This is a genomic window from Sphingobacterium sp. UBA3549, assembly GCF_002376635.1.
Lineage (GTDB): Bacteria > Bacteroidota > Bacteroidia > Sphingobacteriales > Sphingobacteriaceae > Sphingobacterium.
In genome coordinates, this window is record NZ_DFOE01000011.1 from 22,098 (window position 1) to 46,168 (window position 24,071).

Annotated in this window: 16 protein-coding genes and 1 tRNA gene; 8 read left to right on the top strand and 9 right to left on the bottom strand. The window is 38.6% G+C overall.

Annotation, left to right across the window (positions count from 1 at the left end; genetic code table 11):
• Positions 1-16 precede the first annotated feature (16 nt).
• The 5 genes from B2W36_RS06560 to B2W36_RS06580 are packed head-to-tail and all read right to left on the bottom strand — an operon-like array spanning position 17 to position 6,513.
• Positions 17-559 (bottom strand): NUDIX hydrolase, encoded by a 543-nt coding sequence (locus B2W36_RS06560; RefSeq protein WP_293886948.1) that lies wholly within the window; start codon positions 557-559, stop codon positions 17-19.
• Complete coding sequence (locus tag B2W36_RS06565; RefSeq protein WP_293886950.1) at positions 559-2,295, bottom strand: phospho-sugar mutase; 1,737 nt, start codon at positions 2,293-2,295, stop codon at positions 559-561. Before B2W36_RS06565 ends, B2W36_RS06560 begins: the two co-directional genes overlap by 1 nt.
• A 32-nt stretch (positions 2,296-2,327) precedes the next feature.
• On the bottom strand, positions 2,328-3,011 hold the full coding sequence (locus tag B2W36_RS06570; protein WP_293886952.1) for a hypothetical protein: 684 nt from the start codon (positions 3,009-3,011) through the stop codon (positions 2,328-2,330).
• A 17-nt stretch (positions 3,012-3,028) separates the two neighbouring features.
• Positions 3,029-3,793 carry an enoyl-CoA hydratase/isomerase family protein gene (locus B2W36_RS06575; protein ID WP_293880113.1) on the bottom strand — a complete coding sequence of 255 codons (765 nt, stop codon included), beginning with the start codon at positions 3,791-3,793 and terminating at the stop codon, positions 3,029-3,031.
• Positions 3,794-3,828: 35 nt separating this feature from the next.
• Positions 3,829-6,513, bottom strand: coding sequence for a carboxypeptidase-like regulatory domain-containing protein (locus B2W36_RS06580; RefSeq protein WP_293886954.1), 2,685 nt, complete (start codon positions 6,511-6,513; stop codon positions 3,829-3,831).
• A 122-nt stretch (positions 6,514-6,635) separates the two neighbouring features.
• On the opposite strand from B2W36_RS06580, the gene purD reads away from it, so the two are divergent.
• The 3 genes from purD (at position 6,636) to B2W36_RS06595 (ending at position 8,942) form a co-directional block, all read left to right on the top strand.
• Positions 6,636-7,910 carry a phosphoribosylamine--glycine ligase gene (gene purD, locus B2W36_RS06585; protein WP_293886956.1) on the top strand — a complete coding sequence of 425 codons (1,275 nt, stop codon included), beginning with the start codon at positions 6,636-6,638 and terminating at the stop codon, positions 7,908-7,910.
• 88 nt (positions 7,911-7,998) lie between these two features.
• Positions 7,999-8,070: transfer RNA gene (locus tag B2W36_RS06590), tRNA-Glu, on the top strand.
• Between the two features lie 311 nt (positions 8,071-8,381).
• On the top strand, positions 8,382-8,942 hold the full coding sequence (locus tag B2W36_RS06595; protein WP_293886957.1) for a phage integrase SAM-like domain-containing protein: 561 nt from the start codon (positions 8,382-8,384) through the stop codon (positions 8,940-8,942).
• A gap of 253 nt (positions 8,943-9,195) precedes the next feature.
• On the opposite strand, the gene B2W36_RS06600 is transcribed toward B2W36_RS06595, so the two are convergent.
• On the bottom strand, positions 9,196-10,047 hold the full coding sequence (locus B2W36_RS06600) for a hypothetical protein (RefSeq protein WP_293886958.1): 852 nt from the start codon (positions 10,045-10,047) through the stop codon (positions 9,196-9,198).
• Positions 10,048-10,078: 31 nt separating this feature from the next.
• Positions 10,079-11,143, bottom strand: coding sequence for a hypothetical protein (locus B2W36_RS06605; RefSeq protein WP_293886960.1), 1,065 nt, complete (start codon positions 11,141-11,143; stop codon positions 10,079-10,081).
• A gap of 690 nt (positions 11,144-11,833) precedes the next feature.
• On the opposite strand from B2W36_RS06605, the gene B2W36_RS06610 reads away from it, so the two are divergent.
• The 5 genes from B2W36_RS06610 (at position 11,834) to B2W36_RS06630 (ending at position 19,478) form a co-directional block, all read left to right on the top strand.
• A complete protein-coding gene (locus B2W36_RS06610; protein WP_293886962.1) occupies positions 11,834-13,702 on the top strand; it encodes a glycosyltransferase family 2 protein in 1,869 nt (622 codons plus the stop codon).
• Positions 13,692-14,624: a hypothetical protein gene (locus B2W36_RS06615; protein WP_293886963.1), complete on the top strand. Its 933-nt coding sequence runs from the start codon at positions 13,692-13,694 to the stop codon at positions 14,622-14,624. The genes B2W36_RS06610 and B2W36_RS06615 overlap by 11 nt, the downstream gene beginning before the upstream one ends.
• Entirely contained in the window at positions 14,621-15,739 is a 1,119-nt protein-coding gene (gene glf / locus B2W36_RS06620; RefSeq protein ID WP_293886965.1) for a UDP-galactopyranose mutase, read from the top strand. The genes B2W36_RS06615 and glf overlap by 4 nt, the downstream gene beginning before the upstream one ends.
• A 156-nt stretch (positions 15,740-15,895) precedes the next feature.
• Positions 15,896-18,124: a peptidase domain-containing ABC transporter gene (locus tag B2W36_RS06625; RefSeq protein WP_293886967.1), complete on the top strand. Its 2,229-nt coding sequence runs from the start codon at positions 15,896-15,898 to the stop codon at positions 18,122-18,124.
• Position 18,125: 1 nt separating this feature from the next.
• The gene (locus tag B2W36_RS06630; RefSeq protein WP_293886969.1) at positions 18,126-19,478 is read left to right on the top strand and encodes an HlyD family efflux transporter periplasmic adaptor subunit; all 1,353 of its coding nucleotides are present in this window, start codon (positions 18,126-18,128) and stop codon (positions 19,476-19,478) included.
• Positions 19,479-19,730: 252 nt separating this feature from the next.
• Here the strand turns inward: B2W36_RS06630 and B2W36_RS06635 are convergent, their stop codons facing one another.
• Together B2W36_RS06635 and B2W36_RS06640 are read right to left on the bottom strand one after the other, a co-directional pair.
• The gene (locus B2W36_RS06635) at positions 19,731-21,794 is read right to left on the bottom strand and encodes a S41 family peptidase (RefSeq protein ID WP_293886971.1); all 2,064 of its coding nucleotides are present in this window, start codon (positions 21,792-21,794) and stop codon (positions 19,731-19,733) included.
• Between the two features lie 1,022 nt (positions 21,795-22,816).
• Complete coding sequence (locus B2W36_RS06640) at positions 22,817-23,434, bottom strand: hypothetical protein (protein ID WP_293886973.1); 618 nt, start codon at positions 23,432-23,434, stop codon at positions 22,817-22,819.
• Positions 23,435-24,071 lie beyond the last annotated feature (637 nt).

Here is a 24,071-nt window from a genome sequence, read left to right on the forward strand (position 1 = left end):
TAAAATTAGGCTTGTTTTATAACAAGCCTAATTTATTGAAAGCGTAGAATAAAGCACTAGCGTGTAATGCTTGACTGAATTTATTGTCCAGCAGCATTTCTTTTGCTTCTTCAAGCGGGATGAGGTAAACATCGATTTCTTCGTGTTCATCCAATGCCTGTTCCTGAACTTTTTTACCTCCTGTCATCAGATAGGTATAGGTAATATTGCCACTCGTTGCGGGGTTGGCATAAAGCGTGGCGATCTCTTCAATCTGGTCAAATGCATAGCCTGTTTCTTCAAGCATTTCACGCACAGCTGCATTCCTGGGGTCTTCTCCCGGCTCTGTAGTGCCCGCTGGAATCTCCAACGAAATGATGCCTGCTCCGTGTCGGTACTGTTTAATGACCAGGAGCTCATTCTCCTCAGTAACGCCAACCATATTTACCCAATCGGGGTATTCCAGTACATAATAATGGTCGTTGATTCTTCCATCAGGGAGCTCACATGCATCTCTTCGCAACGTCGCCCAAGGTTCTTTACAGATATATTCAGAAGATAATAGCTTCCACTTTTCCATTAGTTTACAATATCTTTCATCATACGGTCGACCTTCTCTTCTAAAGCTTTTTGTACATCGGCATAGTCTGCGGTGTCCTTTAAGCTTTCTTTTACAGAACAGTAAAATTTGATTTTAGGCTCAGTCCCCGATGGGCGTGCCGAAATGACGTCACCATCGACTGTTATGAACTGCAGCACATCCGATTTAGGCAGTGAGATCGCAGTTTTCTCGCCGGTACGCATATCAGTGGTTTGGGAAAGTTGATAATCACGGATCTCCTTGACCTGAACACCTCCAAGGCTAGTCGGTAAATTAGCGCGCAGCCCCGACATCATAGCCTGAATTTCCTCGGCTCCAGCTTTTCCTTTTTTTGTCAAAGAAATCAGTTTTTCCTGGTAGCAGCCAAATTCTTTGTAGATGTCCATGAGCACCTCATAGACAGTTTTGCCTTTTGATTTGAAATAGGCGGTCATCTCGGCCAGAAAAGCACAGGCATTTGGTGCATCCTTGTCACGTACAAGATCACCGACAAGGTAACCATAGCTTTCTTCCCCGCCTGCCAGGTAGTTTGCTGAATCGCCTAATTTGGTCATCAGTTCGCCAATATATTTAAAACCGGTGAGCGTTTCATAACAGGGCACACCAAAATGTTCTGCAATGTCTGCCTCCAGGTTTGTTGTTACAATCGTTTTAACAATATATGGATTTGATCCCAGCTGCTTAAGATCACTTTTAGCACTAAGGACGTAGTAGATCAATAAACTACCGATCTGATTACCATTGAGCAGCTGAAACTGTCCCTGGTTATTTTTTACGGCAATTCCTACACGGTCAGCATCCGGGTCTGTTGCCAATACAAGATCAGCATCAATTTCTTCCCCTTTTTTCTTCGCTAAGGCCATGGCATCTTCCTCTTCGGGATTCGGATAAATTACCGTTGGAAAGTTGCCATCAGGAGTAGCCTGCTCAGAAACAACGGACACATTTTCAAAGCCCCAGGCTGCTAGCATTTTAGGAACAATGGTAATGCCGGTGCCGTGTATCGGAGAGAAAACAATTTTTAAGTCTTTTTGCGCTAATACAGCTTCAGGATGAATGCTGAGTTTTTTATTGGCGTCGATGTAGATCTGGTCGATTTCTTCCCCGACGGGAATGATATTTTGTGTATTTCCGTCAAATTTGATGTCATCGACTGAACGGATTGCGTTTACTTCATCGATTACATTTTTGTCGTGCGGGGCAGTTAGCTGGCAGCCGTCATTCCAGTAGGCCTTATAACCATTGTATTCCTTTGGATTGTGCGAAGCCGTTAGCATCACACCGCTCTGACAGCCAAAATGACGGATGGCAAAGGACAACATGGGGGTTGGTCGTAAAGACGTGAACAGATGCACTTTGATGCCGTTGGCTGCAAACACGTTGGCAACGAGCTGCCCAAAGGCCTGTGAATTATTGCGGCTGTCATAAGATACCGCTACCTTGATCTCCTGGTCTGGGAACTGTTTTTTAAGGTAGTTAGACAGGCCCTGCGTTGCTTTACCAATCGTGTACTTATTCATCCGATTGGAGCCTACGCCCATAATGCCCCTCAAGCCTCCGGTTCCAAACTCCAGATCTTTGTAAAAAGAATCGGTAAGTTCTGTCTCCTCATTACTATCGATTAAATCCTGAACTTCCTTTCGAGTTCTTTCATCATAACTGGGGGTTAACCAATCTTCGATTTTCTTTTGTATGTCTTTATCTAAATTTTTCATTATCGTTAAGTTTGGCTAAAATGTACAAAGTATTATGCATCGCAACCGGCATAGGCGCGGTCTATCACTGTAATAAACCATTTTTCTCCTTCTTTTGTCACATGAAAAACAAATGGTTCTTCGTGCTCATTAGAGGTCATTATGGCTCTATAACTTTTGGATTCTAAATTTCTTAGTCGCTGCATTTCAGTATTATTTATTTTGGCATCAAGAATTTCATTCATGAACTTTGCCGTTTGGGACAATTCATTAGGTCGAGATTTTCTATCATAATAGAATCCGAGTTTGTCCCACTTCATCGTACCACAATCAAAAATAGGTAGTTTTCCTGACTTCAATGGTCCCTTGTATATTAACTTTTCATAAGCATGGTATTCCGGTACGGGTTTAGAAAAATTGAAACTGTTTTGATGTACATAAGAGTCTAGTGCGCCTGGGCGATAGATAATGTAAATCCCCAGTTTGGGATGTATATACGAATTTATTGTTTTGCTATCTTGTTCTGAATAAGCCTTTGCAAGTTTCTCGAGCACTTCTTCCAATGTTTCTGAGTTCTGTTTCTTTACTTCTTTTTCAAGAGTATCGCGTTTTTGTATCGTATCCACAGGAATTGAATCCTGAATGATTTTTACAGCTTTATCTTCTTTTTTGTTATTTCTACAGGAGATAGTTGCTGCTGTGAGACAAATAAGAATAAAGAAAAAGACATTTCTCATGATGATTTTGTTTTAAATTACTTCTTTGAAGTCAAGTTTTCAATGATTGACTTTAAAATAGAGCGTGTTGACGGAAGCCACCACTGTTCGAGAATACGCTGGATTGTCTCTTCTCTATTCTCGCGCAATTTAAGGATTATTTCCTTTCGGAAGTTCAGTTTCGATGTTGTCCAGGTTTTTTGGTTGAACTGTGTGATCTGTTTTATTTTTTTTGTTGCTGTATTGAAGAGTATATTTGACGGAACAATATCGTCTACAAGGCCCTGATTTTTGGCTTCTACGGGAGAAAGCAATTTCCCTTCGAGCAAGTTCTGATACGCAGTCCTTTTTCCGATCCAAAAAGCATATAGCTCAAATATACTTTCGGGGACGATGAGCCCGACAGGAATTTCATTGAGGCCAATTACAAAATTACCTTCGGCCATAATCCGGTAATCGCAGCAAAGGGCGAGTACGCACCCTCCAGCAGGGCTGTGGCCTGATATTGCAGCAACGAGCGGTTTTGGAAAGGCAGCTAAAAGAGATGTCGCTTCTAGGAATAAATTCCAGAACTCCCTAATTTGTTCTTCATCATATTGGAATAAAGTGATAAGATCGAGTCCTGCGCTGAAGAAGTTTTCCTTTCCAATCAATATGGTGCCATAGATAGCTTCATTTTGTTGGGATGCTTCCAATGTATCGATCAGTTCCTTCAGTAGTTGCGTGTCGATGGCGTTAGACTTTCCTCTGTCGAGGAAAATACTTAAAATATGATCGTCTATTGTGGTCTTAATATGTTGCATATTCTTGTTTTAATGATAACGATTTGTTTGCGCTGCTATTGTGGTTTTACCTCTATCAAATATTCGAAGTGCGCAATTTTTCCATCCATGCTTATTCCTTCCACAATTATTTTATAGTTCCCCGGTTCATCCGATGTGAAAAATTCAAACTGTGTTTTTCCATCTTTGGAAGTAATCAGATTGGGTTCCCAGGCGATTGTCGTTCTTAGATCACGTCGCAGTTCATTTTTGTTTGTCACATCGTATTGAGGTTTAAAAAAAGTTCGGTTTACATGTAATCCCTTGGGTACAATTGTGACGATTCCTGTAGGGGTATACGATGAAGAAAGCGCATCACCCGATTTGCTTGTTATCACAATCACGCCATTGCCGCCATACATGCCATATATGGCCGTATTGCCGATACTACGAAGCACTTCTATACTTGCAATATCTGCCACATTAATCATATTAATTTGATCAGCTTCAATATACATGCCATCAAGGACAATTTGCATCGGGTTCCCACCATTTAATCCCATGGACCTCGTGCTATACGGAACACCATTTCGAAACATAACACCAACTAATCGTCCAGCAAGGCATTGTTCCAGTGTTGTACACGCGGAAAGATCTTCGGCGGATATGACTTGATCGGCGTTTCCCGGACCATTCAGGTTTCTGGAGTTCTTGTCCGCTTTAGTTGTTCTTACCCTATTGACCTGAACCTCTTCCAATCGAATGCTCTTCTGGATAATGCCCGCTGCTTCCAATTCGCCAAGAAATTGTTGACTATTTTTTAGTTGTGTAAGCAGATTGGTATTGATGTCATTAATCAACAGGGGTTGATCTTTACTTTTATTTAGTGAAGGGTTAAGCGGTTCGTCGATGATAATATCCACTCTTTTTTTCTCTTTGGGACCATCGCCTGTTACAATAAACTTGACACTATCAGCAAAGAATAGCTCGTCAAAAGCAAATCGACCATTACTATCGGTCAGTGTATCTAAACTTAGCAACATGTTGCTTGTGGGTATAATGGTTACTTTAGCGTTAGGTACAACAGCCTTACGCGCCGTTTTCTTGACGGTTCCAGATACCGTAAGCCCTTTTTCTGGAAGAAACGATGCGGCCAGGGTATTTTCATAGCTTTTCCAATCCAATTTACGCCAGCCTTGGATCAACATGAGATTGTCCAAATCGTTAATTTTTATATTGGTTAAATCCTCGAAGTAATAATTGGGGCGTTCGATAAAGCCGCGAAGATCAGCTTTCAGCAAAAGTTCAGAGACAATAGACGAATAATAGCGGTCTGTCGTAGAATCCACCTTACTCAGGTTGACAACCGAAGCCGAGAGTGCGGCAACTTTTGACGTGTCACGGTCGCCGTAGTGAACATTGAGGTTTGCGATTACCTTATCACGGATTGTGAAGCTGGATTTATTGAGTGCTATTGAAACAGGCAGTAAAGTTGACTCGGTATTGTAATTAAATACAAGTCTTTCTGCGAGGGGCGCCATTTGCGCGGTCAAAATGGTCAATTGTAATACACCGGAGGGAAGATTTTTCTTCGGAATATTAAATAAGACCTCTGCTGCATTGAATTTTTGTTTGGCAGCATGGAAGACAAGACCATTATATTGCGCGACTAAATAAATTTCTTGGCCATTGACTAAATCATCAGTCGCGGAGAACTGGGCAGCAATCTTATCCTTCAGTGCTGAATTTACCGTTAGCACATAACCCGAGTTCAATACAGCGGGCAATGAAGTGCTCGTTGAAGATCCGTCTTCAAAAAATGCTGTTGCTATGTATTTTTTCCCTGTCTGCAGCAGAAGGGGGGTACTTCCCATTCCTAATGAATTGGTTTCAAATTCGGCAATGGAAGTTTGATTTTCCTCCTTTACGGTTATTTTTGCCTTTTTTCCTAAGCCTGTAGGTGTGAGAGTTTTGAAGCCTGTTTTGCATAAGATGTTATTGACGAAATCACCACTCTCGGGGAAAATCTGTAGGCTATTTTGGCTGTTTGGGTCAGGGATAATAAAACTTTTTAACACACGTCTTTTGTCTAGAGAAAGGAATTGTAATGATAGCGTTCCTCCCTTAAAGTCATCTTTCAATTCCAGTGCTATGGTGCCATTTTCATTTGATTTTAATCGCCCAGATTTTTCTTTGTTATTATTTTGTTGTAGGGTATAACTAATGTTGTTGTTGATTAGGGGCGCTCCTTGGATGGTTTTGAGATTGATCTGGAAGATGTTTTCAGTTCCGTTTTTAATGAGGCTACTTTTCGTCATTACATTATCCGATCGGCCATTTGTGACAGGAATGACACGCTCATAGAAATTAGCTGTCGAGTCATTTTGCATCCATCTGGTGAATGATCTAATTCGATAGGAGCCTTCTTCCAGTGTATCCGGCAAGTTGAGATCTCCTATGCCGAGGCCGATTGTGACCGGGATTTTGATGCTTTTAATAATTTTATTTGTGGGGGAGATCAATTCCACATTGGCTATTTTACTGATATTGCTCAAATAGTTAAAAGGAGCTGTGGTGCAGTATAATTTGAACCAGATCGTTTCTCCTGCCGAATAGTCATTTTTATCCACATTGAGATAGATTTTTTCCTTCACGTGTTGTTCGTGGTAGGTTTCTAGCTTTTGTAGCGTGTGGTCGACCTGAGCCGGTGCCAATAAAGCGAATAACAGGAAATTTATTAAAAGCAGTAATTTAGGATACATATGACTAATGTTTCATGAAAATTAGAAAATATTTTTCCTTTAATCAATTTATAAATTAAATATTAGTCCCATTTAAAATCAACTGATACCTTAAATTAGCATAAAAAAAATATCTTTGTGTTATGAATATCCTAATAATCGGTTCAGGAGGTCGTGAATCGGCCTTTGCCTATAAATTGTCGAAAAGTCCACGTTTAGATCAATTGTTTATTGCTCCAGGCAATGCAGGAACGGGGGCGTATGGTCAGAATGTAAATATTAAGGTTACTGACTTTGCAGCTCTTGCTACCTTCGTTCTGGAAAATAATGTGCACATGGTGCTGGTAGGTCCGGAGGAGCCCTTGGTTAAAGGTATTCATGATTACTTCTTAAACCGGGAAGACTTAAAGCATATCCCCGTTATAGGACCGCAACAGGAGGGTGCTCAGCTGGAAGGCTCAAAAGATTTTTCAAAGCAGTTTATGGATCGCCATGGTGTACCTACAGCAGCTTCGAGGTCCTTTGATGCGACATCCTTGGACGAAGGGCTGGCGTATCTTGAAACGCAAAAATTACCTATTGTGCTGAAGGCGGATGGTCTGGCTGCAGGTAAAGGGGTACTGATTTGCGAGACCCTAGAGGATGCTCAAGCTGAGTTAAAGGCGATGATTGCAGATTCTAAATTTGGGGAAGCGAGCCGGGTTGTGGTTGTTGAAGAATTTTTAAAAGGAATTGAATTGTCAGTTTTTGTTTTGACAGATGGCAATTCGTATAAAGTGCTTCCTTCTGCAAAAGATTATAAACGTATTGGGGAAGGCGATACAGGTCTAAACACTGGAGGCATGGGGTCGATATCTCCTGTTCCTTTCGCGGATGAGACTTTTTTGAATAAAGTTGAAGAGCGCATTATCAGACCAACAGTAGAGGGACTTAAAAAGGATGGTATTCCTTATAAAGGGTTTATCTTCATTGGGCTGATGAATGTGGCGGGTGAACCTTATGTGATCGAATATAATGTTCGTATGGGGGATCCGGAAACTGAATCCGTATTGCCACGTATTGAATCGGATCTGTTGGATTTATTGGAAGGTGTTGCTCAAGGCAATTTGGATCAACGCTCTTATACCGTATCGCCTCAAACAGCCGTGACAGTGATGTTGGTTGCCGGCGGTTACCCCGGAGATTATGAATCTGGAAAAGAGATCACCAATATTGAAAATGTCAAAGAATCCATCGTATTTCAAGCAGGTACGAAGGAAGTAGAGGGCAAGATCGTTACTGCAGGTGGACGTGTCATTGCCGTGACCACATTGCAAGATACGCTGTTTGAAGCCCTTCAACAGGCTACAGCAGATGCGGGCAGGATCTATTTTGAAGGAAAATACTTCCGAAGAGATATCGGTTTCGACCTTATTTAAAAAATATTTAATTTTTTTTTTGGAATACTGATTTTAAGGTCTATATTTGCAACTCCAAAAACAACAATGTGGTTGGAGTTGCTTAAAAGGCCCGTTCGTCTAGGGGTTAGGACGCAAGATTTTCATTCTTGAAACAGGGGTTCGATTCCCCTACGGGCTACAGATCTAAAAGTCAACACATACAAAAGCCTGCAAATTAAACGTTTGCAGGCTTTTTTGTTTTTCAGTATCTACAAAACTTACACGAATTCTCAAGAAAAAAGTGAGTCATTCAGTGAGTCATTTTTCCAGTATACTTACTCACTGATAATGGATTAATTGATTGAAAATCAATATGTTTAAAAATAGAACATCTTGATCCGTTTTAGTTGCAAGGCTACATTTGCATCTGCTTTCATTATTTTTTCAATGGCGATGCAGAGCCTGTCCCGAAAGTCGGTACAGGGTTTGTTTCACTTAAATGATGTTGTCATGAGTACAAATTATTCCTTGCTCTTCTATCTGAAGAAACCAAAAAATTATGTTAGTGGACCCAAGCCAATCTACATGCGGATTACTACCAGAGGTATGCTAAAAGAAACTTGCACGGGACGTGAACGCGATCCATCGAAATGGAATTCTAAAGCCAACCGCGCAAAGGGTACAACAGAAACTGTAAAGACCTTGAACAGTTACTTTGATACACTCGTAACTAAAGTAAGCGCGATCCATACTGCTATGGTAGCGGCAGGAGAAGAAATCACAGCGGAGTCCCTTAAACTTAGATTTCAGGGAAAGGATATCAAACTCAAAAATTTCTTAGATGTTTTTAGGGAACACAACAACCAGATGGAAGCGCTTTTGGGTAACGGGTTTAAGCCCAATACGCTAAAAGGGTATAAAACCTCTTTTTCCCATGTTGGCGGGTACCTGGAAAAAGAATACAGGTCGCAGGATATAGACACAAGAAAGATTGACCATGCTTTCGTCACAGGATACGAGTTTTTTCTGCGTTCCACAATGGGCTGTTCAGCTGTGTCTGATTGCAACTAACCATAAAAATTAAGAAAATAACAGTAAAAGTCTATCTAATAACTTTAGACATTATATTAAATCTCTTTTAAGAAGGATCCAATATAGATGCTACTTTGTAAATTCTTATACTTTCATTGGCTTTTAGCATCTATATTTCTATTTAATTGTCATATGTATTGCGTATATAATTAGCCAAAACATTTTATGACCTCTATATTATATTGATTAAATTTACAGTGAGTTATTTAAATCAGATTTTTTTATAATCAAGTTAATATTCAAAAACAGGATTATTTGGATCTTTTTTATAATTTTTGATCATTAGCTTCCTGTAATCTCCCACTGCCGACATTGTAATTGTGTTGTCCGGATTCAGACGAATATAGATATCAATCAGACCTCTTCTTGGAGTACCTCCCTCTATTTTAGGCATAAAAAGACCGTAGGTAAATAGGTACTTCTCTTTTGACTCAAAAAAGTCGGTATATATCTTAAAAAAATAATCATATAATGGTCCGGTAGTGCCATAAAGTATCTCATGGGGCTCTAACAACCAGCCATCCGTTTCTACGATTGCTTGTATGATTAATAAAGAGTCAACAACAGGTGTTTTTATTGCTGAGAGATTAGTATTTAAAAGGTCAAAAAATACCTGCTTTCTTCTTTTGTTAAAATGAGCTCCAGGAGACGCCGGACCATCCAAAGCTCTAAAAAAAGCTCCCTCTCGTGTCAGTGATATTTGCAGATACTCCTTGTCTTTATCTTTATTGATCTTGGAGATCAATCTCTTTTGGAATATGAACTCATACAGCTCCTGATAATGACGTTTTAAAAAAAATTGATCACTCTCAAAACCTAACATATAAAAAGAACGCATCCTCCTCAATCTACTGCTATTATCTAGGTTTATGCTGCCCTCAGCGGGAGCCTCATCTAAATATAATAAAAATGGTTGATCGTGAGTAAATATAATAGCGACTGAATCTAAGTTGGGATATTGATGAAAGATATCCGCAATTTTTTGATCGCTGGAATGACTTCTAAATACCTTTTGCCCATAAGTTAGTTGGCTAACCAGAGCAAATACACAAAACAGTGTTATTCTTAGTGTTCTTTCCATCATTTATTCTTATTTCAAAAAGTATTGCTTTCTTCTAATAGGGATTATAATATTTCTTTTCTGAACTACCATATTTTGCTAGGTTGCCGTTTTTACTGTAAAAATCGTCTAAGCTTTGATAATGCTCTACGGCAGCGTTGTCTGTTTTACTCCATATCTCGCCGGTATCTGGATCTCTCCGAATTGAATGACTTAATTGATTACCTGTGTAAAAAGAAATTATTGTTGCGTCAGATGCATTAGATTCGTAATTATTATTCATCATATTCTGAAAGGGTATATCTTCATGCACTGTGTCATTTGGCCCTGCAGCTGCATCCTTTGGATCAAAAATCCATAAATCTAAATCCATACTCCAGCCGTGACAGTTCGATTTGTATTTTTCAGGAATATCAAAATTTAAATTGCCTGCCTCATCTTTATACATTGTTACTTTATAAGCAAGAATTGGATTTCCGGATTCGTCTTGAATGATTACTTGGTCGAAAAACAGCATTACTTTGTCAAATCTTGAATCAGTTGCTCCCCTATAATCTACGGATGCTTTATTATCAGTTGTTGTAATGATTAAATTATTATTACTATCTCTTTTCCAGGGATCGCCACTACCCGGTCCTTCAGTACCGCTACTGCTTCCGCCACCACTTCCACTTCCTCCGCCGGAGGAACCATAGTAGCCTCCATAATAGCCCCCGTAATAACCTCCATAGTTGTCATAACCATAGTAAAGGCCATATCCATAGAAGTAATAACCGCCATAATTAGCCCAGCCATTGTCATAACCGTAGCTGCCCCAGGGATCCCAATAGCCATTATTATAGCCGCCATAACCGATTACACCCACTTCCGGAAGATCTATTGGATTATTATAGCCGCCATACCCACCAAAATCTCCCCAGTCGCCATAACCCCCATATCCGCCAGGAGTATAAGTACCTTCTGGCGGAATGTATCCATTTTGCATTGCATTCCAAAGATCTCCCCAGGAATCATAGCCACCGTACTCCCCGGATCCTCCCTTGATCCCGTTTAAATATTTAAGCTCCAAAGTTTCCAGCTCCTGGCCTAATTGATCCAAATTCAATTTTAACCTTTTCATTTGTTTCTATTTAAATATATGTGATAATCTATTTTACGAATGCCTTTCAAAATTATTGACATCTTGCTTGTGTTAAAACCTGTGCTATATCAACTGCCCGCGCCATATATAAGTAGTTAATTTATAATCTATTGTGATCTATAATTATTTTTTTTCAAAACTTAGAATAAAGCTAGTAATAGTTTCATAACAACATATTTCGAACAATTGGATGATCAGTCAATAAAAAAAATAGTTTTAAGATCACTGACAACAATAATATAACATGATCGCATATTTCTATTAAGAACACATGATTCCCAATAATGTTCAATAAAAGACAATAATGACAGCTGAAATTAAATATGAAGGTAACGGAATATAAAAAGTTATTTTAGTCAATAGTATAAAGATAGAAAATATTCTTTATATTTAAAAGCATACTCTAATTATAAGAGCTAAATTACTGTTTTTGCCAATAAACATTCTTGAACAGTGTAATTATGTGCTAATCAATTAAAAACAATAGCCGGAAAGTATGAAAATATATTAAGATTAAATTTATTGCCGTTGGATATCAAGCTCAAACTGGCCTAAACGACTGGAAGTTATTGAACTAAAAAACTTAAGTCCAGCAACCTACAAATCTTTGATTACTATGCAATCTTAGATTGAAATGATTTAATTATAAAAAACGATAACCTTAAATTTATGGCGGGATTTTCAGTAATTATGCCCACTTATAACCAGGATAGTTTTATCCTTCGCGCTATTCGAAGCCTATTTCAGCAAACTTATACGCAATGGGAATTAATTATTATAAATGATGGATCAACAGATAATACGGATCAATATATATCGGAGTTATTAATCGAGTACGGGCATCAGATTACCTATATTAAAAATGAACAAAATATGGGCATCGGCTACTGTATCAACAAAGCTACAGCTTTGGCCTCCCATGATTATATCGCCTATCTGCCCTCTGATGACTACTATTACAAGAATCACCTTTCAACGCTCTTTGGTAGCCTGGAGCAATCCGAAGATATTGTACTGGCGTTCAGCGGCATGAAGTATGCCTCAAATGATTCGTTGAATTCCACCCCCGATGTTGAAACGAAAACGACCCGGAATAATTACTGTCTTCAACTCGTGCAGGTAGCACACCGAAAAACGCAAGATTTATGGGTAGAACGTGCTGAATGGGTTTCGGAAAATCTGTATTATACGTTCTGGCAGGCACTGACCACAAAAGGGGCTTTTTACCCCACACAAAATATCACCTGTTACTGGTCTTCGCATCCACATCAGAGACATAAAATAATGGCTGAGAAATACGGAGGGAACCTCAACTATTACAGAAATTATTATAAAGTAAAAACACCGCTAAAAATAAAAGTTTCGGATTACAAATTTGTAGATGAGGAAGTGATTTATGAAAATTTTATTGACAAACCGGTTCTTAAGAAACAAGAATTTTTAAAGATTCTTATTGTTGGAGAGCTCGGCTATAATCCGGAACGTATTGCTTCTTTTGAAACAGCCGGTCATCAACTTTATGGGTTATGGATTGAAAGGCCACCCTATCCGCATATCAATATAGGCCCGATTCCTTTTGGAAATGTCGAATACATCGATTATCCTAATTATCAAAATGAAATAAGAAGAATAAAGCCGGATATAATTTACGGACTGTTGAATTTCTGTGCCGTTGATCTAGCCTATGAGGTAATGCGGAATTTTCCGGAGATCCCCTTTGCCTGGCATTTTAAGGAAAGTCCTCAGGTCTGTATGGCGCAGGGAAACTGGAAAAAGCTGATGTATCTGTACACCAATGCGCAGGGTAAGATTTACATTAACGAAGAATGTAAGAAATGGTTTGAACAATTTATGTCAGAGGGTACAATCAATAATTCCCAAAGTTTTATTCTGGACGGAGATCTACCGCACAAGGATTTTTTTTCCGAACAATTTTCTCCTAAACTGTCATCTTTACGGGACGGGATCCATACCGTGGTTGTCGGCAGAATGATCGGCATGCATCCAAATGACCTCAAATTTCTGTCTGAACATAATATCCATATCCATCTGTATACCGAAAGCTATCATGAAAGGCATCAGGATTTCATCCGTAACCTGAAAAAGATGCTGCCTAACCATTTCCACATCCACAAACATTGTAAAAATTCAGAATGGGTGGCAGAACTATCACAATATGATGCAGGCTGGCTCCATTGTTTCGACAGTGCTAACAATGGGGAACTTGATCTGGTCGGTTGGGACGATTTAAACATACCCGCAAGACTGTCTGTTCTAGCGGCGGCCGGACTTCCTGTTATCCAGAAAGACAACAGAAATCATATCGTTGCAATGCAATCAATTGTTAAAAAATATCAGTTTGGGATATTTTTTAACACACCGTCTGATTTAGCAAAACAGCTAACAGATTCAACACACTTGAAACAGCTAACAGAAAATATAAAATCGAAAAGAGAGCATTTTACTTTTGACTTTCATCTACCTGGACTGGTAGAATTTTTTGGTACTATAATCGATTCTCAAGAAAATGAAAAATAACAGCAATTACCAGGAAGAGTTGTATGCAATCGCCAATACGTTATTACTGTATTATCAAAATTTACCGACGCTGAGTTTTATGCGGGGAAAACTTGGTGTGGCAGCTCTTTTTTATAAGTTTTCTGAATCAAGCCAACATGTACATTATGCAAATATAGCGGACAACATAATCAGGGAATCTTTTATTTCTTTCAAGACAAAGAAATCCACCATATTTGACTGGCTAGAAATAGGCATAGGGATATCTTATTTGATTAAACACAAGTTTGTAGATGATGACCTCATCTCCATTGTGGAGGACTCAAAAAAGTTATTGTTAAATGTTAGGCCAAAAATAGTAAAAAGTATCGCTGATAGCAGTGAGCTGGCCTGGCTGGGGGTATATTTTTTATGTACTTCGGAAAACATCCGTAGCCCGGACTCCATTATGATTGATAAGTCACTCAGTTTTTTTGAAAACTTCGGTACATTTATAGATTTCCCCCAAAAAGAAACCGGTGCTATGCTATATTTCTTATTTGCACTGATCACGAATAAAGAATATAGCAAAAGGATACTCGGTCTATTAAAAAAAATAGATGATGAAATATTCCGTGCCGACATAGAATTTCTACATTATGATTTCAGGATTATATTCTACGCATTTGAAAATATGGCAAAGGTCTATTTACCCAAACTTACAGATCTTGTTGGCTCCAGAACAGAAAATTATTCGGATGAATACATCTTCATGACAGAAAGTTTTTACGCCACCATTTTTGATATAAAGGCAAGAAGCCCAATCCCAGCAGGCATATATGATCTTATAAAAGAAAAACAGGGAAAAATAACGAATGAAAATATGTCGCTTATAGATGGACTTGCCGGAATAGGATTAAGTCTACTCGAAAATAGCAATAAATCAAGGAATCTATCGGAATGAATTTAGGCTATAATTATGACTACTTAATAATAGGAGCAGGATTATTTGGAGCCGTATGTGCTTATGAACTGCAAGAGAGAGGCTTTCGTTGTTTAGTGATCGAAAAGCGTGACCATATCGGGGGGAACATGTATTGTGAAAAAATAAATGATATCAATGTACACAAATACGGTGCCCATATTTTCCATACCAATGATGAAAAGGTGTGGAAATACGTCAGCAGATTTGTCTCATTTAACAATTACAGGCATTCAGTGATTGCAAATTATAAGGATGAGGTTTACAATCTTCCGTTTAATATGAATACATTTTCAAAACTATGGAATATCATAACGCCTGACGATGCGCGTGCTATTATAACATCCCAGAAAATACAGCCTATTGCTAAAATCAGGAATCTAGAGGAGCATGCACTGGAAACAGTCGGAACAGATATATACGAAAAATTAATAAAAGGCTATACGATGAAACAATGGGGCAGACCGGCAACGGATCTTCCGTCATCAATTCTCAAAAGAATCCCGTTAAGATTTACGTTTAATAATGATTACTTTGGAGATATATATCAGGGAATACCCATTGGAGGATACAATCTTCTTTTTGAGAAGCTCTTGGCAAATGTTGATCTTAAACTGTCGACAGACTTCTTTAAAGAAAGAGCTGGTTTAATTTCCCAGGCGAAAAAAATAATCTATACTGGGGCTATTGATGCATTTTATAACTTTGAATTCGGCCATCTGGACTATAGGAGCCTTGAGTTTCGGCATAGTATTCTAGACTGTGACAATTATCAGGGAACATCGGTTGTAAACTATACAGATATCAATGTTCCATATACCCGGATTATTGAGCATAAGCATTTTGAGTATTCAAATGTACCCTCAACTGTTATTACACATGAATTTCCTAAAACGTATGAAAAAGGGAGTGAGCCCTATTACCCTATAAATGACGAGAATAACAACCGATTATATAAAAAGTATCAGGAAAAGTCAAGAGCGGATAAAAATGTAATCTTTGGGGGAAGGTTAGCCGAATATAAATATTATGACATGCATCAGATCATCGCATCGGCCCTTACCAAAATTAAAAATGAAATCGATCAAATACCATAAGTTTTTTATCCTCGTACCGGATTAAAATAGTTCTGAATTAAAATCTTGTACTTTGCCTATTGATTAATCAGGGTAGTAAACCGATAGCCAGTAGTTCAAGAACGGACAGAAGATACCAGTTAGTTATTAACTTATGAAAGATTAGTTTTTGAATATATGAATATCACAAAAATGAAATCATTTCCTTTAGACCGGCAATTGGATATGATGGACTGTGGTCCGGCCTGCCTGAAGATGGTGGCGAAGTATTATGGAAAATACTATTCACTTCAATACCTGAGGGATCTTTGTGGCAATACACGTGAGGGGGTTTCTTTAGCGGGAATTTCATTTGCAGCGGAACATATCGGATTGCGTACGTTAGCGGCACATTCTAGTATGGAAGATCTTATTGAAAAGATTCCGTTACCGGTTATCATTCATTGGGAGAACTCCCATTTTGTCGTAATATATAAAATAAGAGAAAAGCGGAATGGAGACGTGGAATTGTATGTAGCAGATCCGGCCAAGGGTTATATCTGCTACAAGAAAGAGGAGTTTTCCGAAAGATGGATCAGGCTGGATGAAAATAAAACATCAGGTATTATCCTTGCCCTTGAGCCTCAGGCAGATTTCAAGCAACGCCAGGCAGGTGAAAAAGCAGAACGCGAAAAACACCTGGAAAATGTACTTGGCTATTTTTCACCTTACAAAAAAAGTTTTACCTACTTGGGCATAGTGATGCTTCTGATCACGGGCATGCAGGCTCTTTTACCATTTATATCGAAGGCTGTAATTGACGTCGGAATACAGACTCAGGATGTAAGTTTCATTAATATAGTACTTGTGGCAAATCTCGCCCTGATCGTAAGTATTACCTTAAGTTCTGCGGTCAGAGATTGGATCTTGCAGCATCTCTCTTCCAGGATCAATATAGCACTGATCTCCGATTATCTCATAAAACTGATGAAACTCCCAGTCGCATTCTTTGAAAACAAGATGTTGGGTGATATACTTCAACGTGCAAATGACCATGAAAGGATACGTAGTTTTATCATGAACAATTCGCTTAACTTAATATTTTCAACATTAACCTTTCTTATTTTTGGCATTATTCTGTCAATTTACAATACGACCATCTTCTATATTTTCTTAATTGGAAGTACCCTTTATATCTGCTGGGTAATGGCATTCCTAAAATTACGTCGCAGGATGGACTGGGATTATTTCGAATTAACAGCCAAAAACCAAAGTTATTGGGTAGAAACAATATCCGGTATACAAGATATAAAAATCAATAACTATGAACAGGCAAAAAGATGGAAATGGGAAGCCATTCAGGCAAGGCTCTTTAAAGTAAATCTTCGTATGCTAGGTATCAACAATATACAGAATTTAGGTGCAAGTTTTATTGATTCTGTAAAAAATCTCTTAATTACCTTCTTTTGTGCAAAAGCAGTTATTGCTGGGGAGATCACCTTCGGGGTAATGATCTCAACGCAATTTATTATCGGAATGCTGAATGGGCCTGTGCAGCAATTGATTTCTTTTATGGTTTCGTTCCAGTTTGCCCAGATTTCTTTTCAGCGTCTAAATGAAGTCCAGCTACTTAAAAATGAAGACGAAGATACAGGGAACAATGATATGGATCTTGCTGGAAATAAGGATATTATTTTAAAAAATATTTCTTTCCAGTACACACATGCCTCTCCTTTGATACTGAAAAATATTCATCTAACAATACCAGAAGGAAAAGTTACCGCCATTGTCGGTGATAGCGGCAGCGGAAAGTCTACTTTGCTAAAACTATTGCTTCGCCTTTATAGGCCAAGTTACGGTGAGATATTGATCGGAGGAATGAATATTAATAATATAGGACTAAGGCAGTGGCGCAATAAATGTGGCGCAGTAATGCAGGATGGTAAAATATTTAATGATACAATCCTAAATAATATTATCCTTGATGATGAAAAACCGAATAATGAAAGATTAAGAAATGCTGTTTCAGCGGCCAATATTGGCTACGAAATAGAGCAGTTGCCTTTGGGATACCAAACAAAAATGGGCGAAAACGGAAGGGGGCTCAGCGGTGGGCAAAAACAGCGCGTCCTTATTGCCCGCGCATTATATAAGAATCCTGATATACTCTTTTTTGATGAAGCGACCAACTCTTTAGATACCATCAATGAGCAGAAAATAACGGCTGCATTGGATGAGGTTTTTTATGGTAAGACTGTGATCGTAGTGGCCCACCGGTTAAGTACTATTCGAAAAGCAGATCAAATCGTAGTCATGCGTGACGGACAGGTCGTAGAAGTTGGTAATCATAATGGGTTAATGCAAAAACAGGGACGGTATTATCAATTGGTAGAAAGTCAGTCGGAAGTTAAGATATTGTCAAACTGATATGGAGCTAAAAGACGTAAATCCAGGGACGGGAGAAAAACAGGAACTCAAAAATATTTTTGATGAGCGTACAGAAGAAGTGCGCGATATTATTGAACGGATGCCAAATACTTTTGCGAAGTATATCACCTACGTCGTGTGTGGAATAGTTGGTCTATTGCTGTTCTTTGGTTACGTTGTGAAGTATCCTGATATCGTGACAGGTGAGGTAACAATTTCAGCACAACAGGCTCCCTTAAAACTGATAGCTGAACAAAATGGGAAACTTCGGCTCAATGGAATCCGGTCACAAGATACCGTCGGTAATGGTCAGTTACTCGCCTGGATAGATAACCCTGCGGATCCGTTTTTGATCGATAGTATAAAACATGCGATCAAAAACCTGAGCCTGCCATTAATTGACGCATATGCATTATATAATAAACTTCCCCGGAATATAAATCTGGGAGATCTGACCATACCATACTCCTCTTTTTTGGGTAGTGTAAAGCAGCTTGCCGATTATCAAAGGAACAGATTATACGATAAACAGGCCGCCTCACTTGCTAAAATTCTAGATGAGCAGCAGCAGGCTCTACGCATACTTGGAGACAAAGAAAATCTGAGTAATGCGAATATGAAGATAACAAGAAAATTTTTGGAACGGGATTCCATTCTATTGGCAAGGAAAGTTATCAGCCAGGCAGAGTTTGAACAATCCATAGCAAGCAATATTGGCTCAGAAGATCAGTTTAAAAGTTCCTTACGTAACACAGGGGCAGTTCGGGAGCAAATCAGCAATACTGAAAACTCTATCCAACAAAATAGAATTGTCAAAAGTGAGAAAGAACTTCAATTTGATCTGGAAGCGGTTACCAGTTATAATAATCTGATTGATAAGATAAACTTGTGGGAGAAATACTATCTCATTCGTACACCGTTACAAGGTAAAGTTCAATTTTTGAAATTCTGGAATCAGAATCAATTTGTTCAGGCAGGCGAGCCGCTATTTTCCATTGTGCCACATAATACAGATGTTCTGGGACAGGTACTCTTGCCGATATCCGGTGCAGGAAAAGTAAAACTCGGACAGGTAGCTATAGTTAAATTAGCGGATTATCCATATATGGAATATGGTTATATCAAAGGAGTGGTGGCAAACATCTCTCTTGTTTCCAGTCCACTGCCTAACGGCGATAAGGTGATGGACAGCTATTTGGTGACCTTAAGTTTTCCGGGCGGTCTACGAACTAATTACGGTACACAATTGGAATTTAAATTTGAAAGTAAGGGGACAGTGGAAATAGTTACCAAAGATAGGCGTCTGATAGAACGTTTTTTTGACAATTTAAAATATGTGGGACATCAAAAATGACAGCGTTTATTCTTTCCTAAAGAAAAAAAGAAATGAGAAGCAGAAATATATGCAGGTAGGTACTTAAAAAAAATAATTGACCCATTTATATAGTACAACGTACCACCCATGGTTAATATATATCACATATTAGTGGTCGGTGCTGCATTTTCAATGGATAACCCGCACTATTTAAATAGTTTTATAAAAGTGAATAAATTATTCTGCTGTCACAGCACCGGTTACAGTCTTTATTTTTGGAATTTACCTATCTCAGTTACTCTCAATATATTCTATTGCATTCCTGATCCACATATCTTCGCCATCTTTCACATCCTCTACCGTTTGTTTGACAGGAATGTCTATCGTTACACCTACCCGTTGATTAGGTTTCCAATTTGGATAAAATGCACCGGCCATCGTATATACGAATCGTATTCCCCGCGGCAAAAAGAGATACCCAATATGTCCGTTAGCCCCTGCAGATTGTGTCCCGATGATTGCGCTCTTTGGAGCAACACGGTAGGCGATGGCCGATAATTCTCCGAGACTCTGTGTGGTCTCACTCACCAAAATTGCAATTTTTCCTTTGAAATAATCCCTGTTTTTTGTTAGGCCTACATTGCCCCGTATATCGAGAAAAAAGTTGCCCGGATATTTTTTAGCATTCATAGAAAACCACATATACTCCGTAGGTTCAGGATAAAGATATTTCTCTAATATATCTTTCGTATATCCCTGCGGGTACTTACGTAAGTCGAGAATAAGCCCTTTCGCATCCGGTTTATTTTTCAGCATTTTTTCCATTGCTTCTGCTCCAATCTCACCTAAGTTCATATAGAGGATATCTTTTTTCTTTAAGCTATACTCCTGAGGTTTTTTAATTTCAATGTGCTCATTTCTTGTAAAAGTTTGTGTCGGAACCTGCTCGGTATGTTCTTTACCATTATATTTAAAATACACTTTTATCTTTTCGGCCGGTGTGAGAAAAAGTTTGTGTGTCACATTCCGGATAAGCGCTTTTTCATTGGATGCGGGTATTATCGGACGATAGATCTCAATAATCTCTGACACGGGTTTATCATTAACGGCTAAAATTTCAGCACCCCGATCTATCTCCATCAGCCGGGTAGAGGACACCGCAAGTTTTCCATCAGAGGTTTGGGTTAAAGACATGGGAAGCCCTCGCATAGGAGGTACTGGTTTGCCCGAAATGACTTCACCGTGCGAATCATTAATTTCAGCAGCAAGTTCTTTTATTGAACGGTCGAGTACACCTTCTGATGGCGTCACGACAAATTCGGGCAGATATTTTCCTAATAATAAGCTCCATTTATTGTCTGTGTAGCTGGTATAGGGAAAGCAATATTCAATAGCATTCCAAAGACGATATAGCGTAAGGATACGATAACCCTGATCTTGCCAGCTGATTGTGTTATAAGGCTTATCTCTGGTAAACTCTACTTCCTCTTTCCAGGCTAAGGGTACCATATAATAGTTAAAAACACTATTTCGTTTCGCATTCTTTATTTTTAAAAGTTTGGCAGATAGCTCCCTGTCAAAAAGTTTCGGATCTTCTAACCAATTGAGCGAAGCAAAACGATGATATTGAGCAGAGTCATTGATCGAATAGTTCTCTGTCTCTATTATATCACCATATTTATCGATCCACTTGCCAAGAAGCCAATTTCTTTCTTCTCTATTTTTTGCATTTGCAATTTCGGGCAATACTCTAAAAAGTTCAAAATCCCAGTTATATTTTCCGATCACAACCTGCGGATGAAAATATTTTAGAAAACCCCAGACCTTGCCCAATATTTCTAAATTTTCTAGCAGCTGAGGGGTAGGGGAACTGCCTAAAGTAATATTAGACGATTCTATAAAATCAAAATCTTTATCTGCTTCTGCTGTTGGATTTTCCAAAATGTCGAAGGACTGTCCGTCTACTTCCACCTGACAATCACTTATCCACAATTTGATATTTCCGGAACTGATGATATGGAAATAAAAATGCTCGGTCCGATCTAGTGGCATTTCTATCGAAAAGCTATTCCACTCTTTATCACCATTACATCCTACAGTCGTATTCTCTGTCATGATAGACCGTGAAAATGTGTTTAATGCAATCGAAAAAGAGACTTGTGCGTCTTGAGCCTGCTCATATTTGTATTTACCATGGAAAACGACCTTTTTCCCGACTATGTCTCTGTTAGAAAAATGAAAGAATGCATCGATGTCCTTTTCCTTAGTAGAAGAAATCAATAATGAGGGCTGATTGTTATCGTATCGTGTTTTATCATCGACTATAACCCGCGGACTATTGCTATACCATCCCATTTTGGGTGGGTTAGGTGATATGTTATCAGACGAGATTATTATGGCATTATCGAAGGAAAGAAACCCCTTTTTAGTTGGATTTGATTGTGCAAATAAAAATAGGGATGTAAATAAAAGTAATGAAAAGCAAAAGACATGTTTTTTCATAAAACTCGATTAGAACCAATGATAAATTTAGATTTATAGGTATTTCACCTTTACCAATATAGCTATTTAAATTGAGATTGTCTTATAAGGTATATAAGTTATAGAAATATTGAGTTGAACCGAACTTCACATTTTATTATTTAACTTTTCTCTATAAATTAGTCGCTATTTTATCTCTATTAAACATTAGGAGTAAGATTTTTCGCTTCGATCTCGGTCAGCGCGTATCGGACATTAATCTGCTTATGTGTTTTATAGCCTTTTTAAGGGAACTGCTCTGCCAATTTAATAGACAAGGTCTATTTAGCTACTATAACGTTATTCGGACTTGTTCTGTTCTTCCATGCATCTAGGTAATGCATCGGTGGTCTAATCTCAACTTAGCTAACCCAAAACGAACGAATTCCAATCCCTTGTTCAATTTCAGGTTAAAGAATAATACTGTTGGATAGGAAAGTTCACCGATCCAGTAATTGAATCTTACTAAATATTGTTTATCAAATGATGGCCTATCAGACCTTAAATGTGACTAATTAATTGCCTTATAAATAATTGTGGGTAAGGCGTAGCATATTTTTTGAACATCTCAATACTTGTTCTTAAATACTACTAAATTTTAATGATTTTTCGTATATTGGAGTTGATAAGCACTTGCAGCTAAACGTATGTCAAACCAGTGAGTTATTCGATGAGTAGGGAAGATATAGGTTTGTAAACTACTGATAAATAGATTGATTCAAGTAGGGGTGGATTCCCCTACGGGCTACAGATCTAAAAGTCAACACATACAAAAGCCTGCAAATTAAATATTTGCAGGCTTTTTGGTTTTTCAACTTCTTCTTGCAGAGCATACGGGTAGAAATAGTGGCCCTTCTCTAATCTCTTGAAAAGACCATTATTACTTTGGAACGAAAGCTATCCTTGCCGCTATAGCTGATTTCCTGCTGCAATTTTAATGAATTTTCATCGACGGATATATCCCACCAATCTATATCTTTCCTAAGCTTTGGGTAATAATCTGCGAGGGAATCGACAATTCCTGTCGCAGGGTTTCCCCATTTCTCTACCCATGCGGATGGATTAAATGTCTTGTTTTCCTTAAGCAAGAGACGGTTTCCTGCGACCTGATAATAATATTCGCGGTAATAAATAGGTTCTCTGGTCTGGATGCTACCGTCTTTAATGCTTACATCTGCGCCTGTTAGATCCCATTTTCCGCCATCTCCGGTGCTACTTGAACCGATAAAATACGGCTCCATCAACCGTAATGAAGCACTGTCACGACCATCAAAAATCAGATATTGGTAAGGCAGGTTGTCTGTCTGAACATTACTGTTTCCATTTTTATCACCGGTGGAAAGGGTAGTTTCATAACTTTTTAAGTTCCATTTTCCTTTCAGGAGGTTAGTCATATCCTGTCCAGAATTATCTTTTTTGCAGGAAACAAACAATAGGGCAAAAACGAACACAAGGATCAATCGGTTTCTCTTCATGGCATAATAACGGTTTTTGAATGGCTAAAATAAGAAACTTAAATATGAGTTCAAAATCTATGGAGACTTAGCTTTTGGGCTGCGGTAGTGGGGATAGAAGATTTTTTAATTGGGACGCTTTTGGTAGGTATAATTTTGAAATTTATTATTTATTTATCGATTGAAAATGGAAGCCATGCCATATCTGCGATTAAAACCTACAGCCAACCAATACCAGACCAATTCCTGCTCTTTTCCCAGCATTGCTCGAACTTTCTTCGGGCGGGCTTCGGATCTGCCTCGGGTAAAATTCAAGGAAAAGCCGATTTAAAGCCGAGACCAATTCGATAAAAGGTAGAAGTTAATAGGGAGTTAGTGATGAAACAGTTTCCCGAATGTGATATCGCTACCCCTTCGGATAGCCGTTGAAACCGCCTCTGGATTTCTTTGAGAAGCGTTTGAGACAGGTTTGGCCCCCCTTGTTCTGTAGAGATTCCCGTATAGCAATGTTCTGGTTATAGGAGCTGATTTTGTTTGCAAAAAAATGAGCAGAATCAAAATAAGGTAGCTCTAGCCAAACTATTTGGGCCGAAATTCAGTTTTTTACATAACTAAATAGGGGTAGCTTTATGAAATGAGCATAATATAGTGAACATAA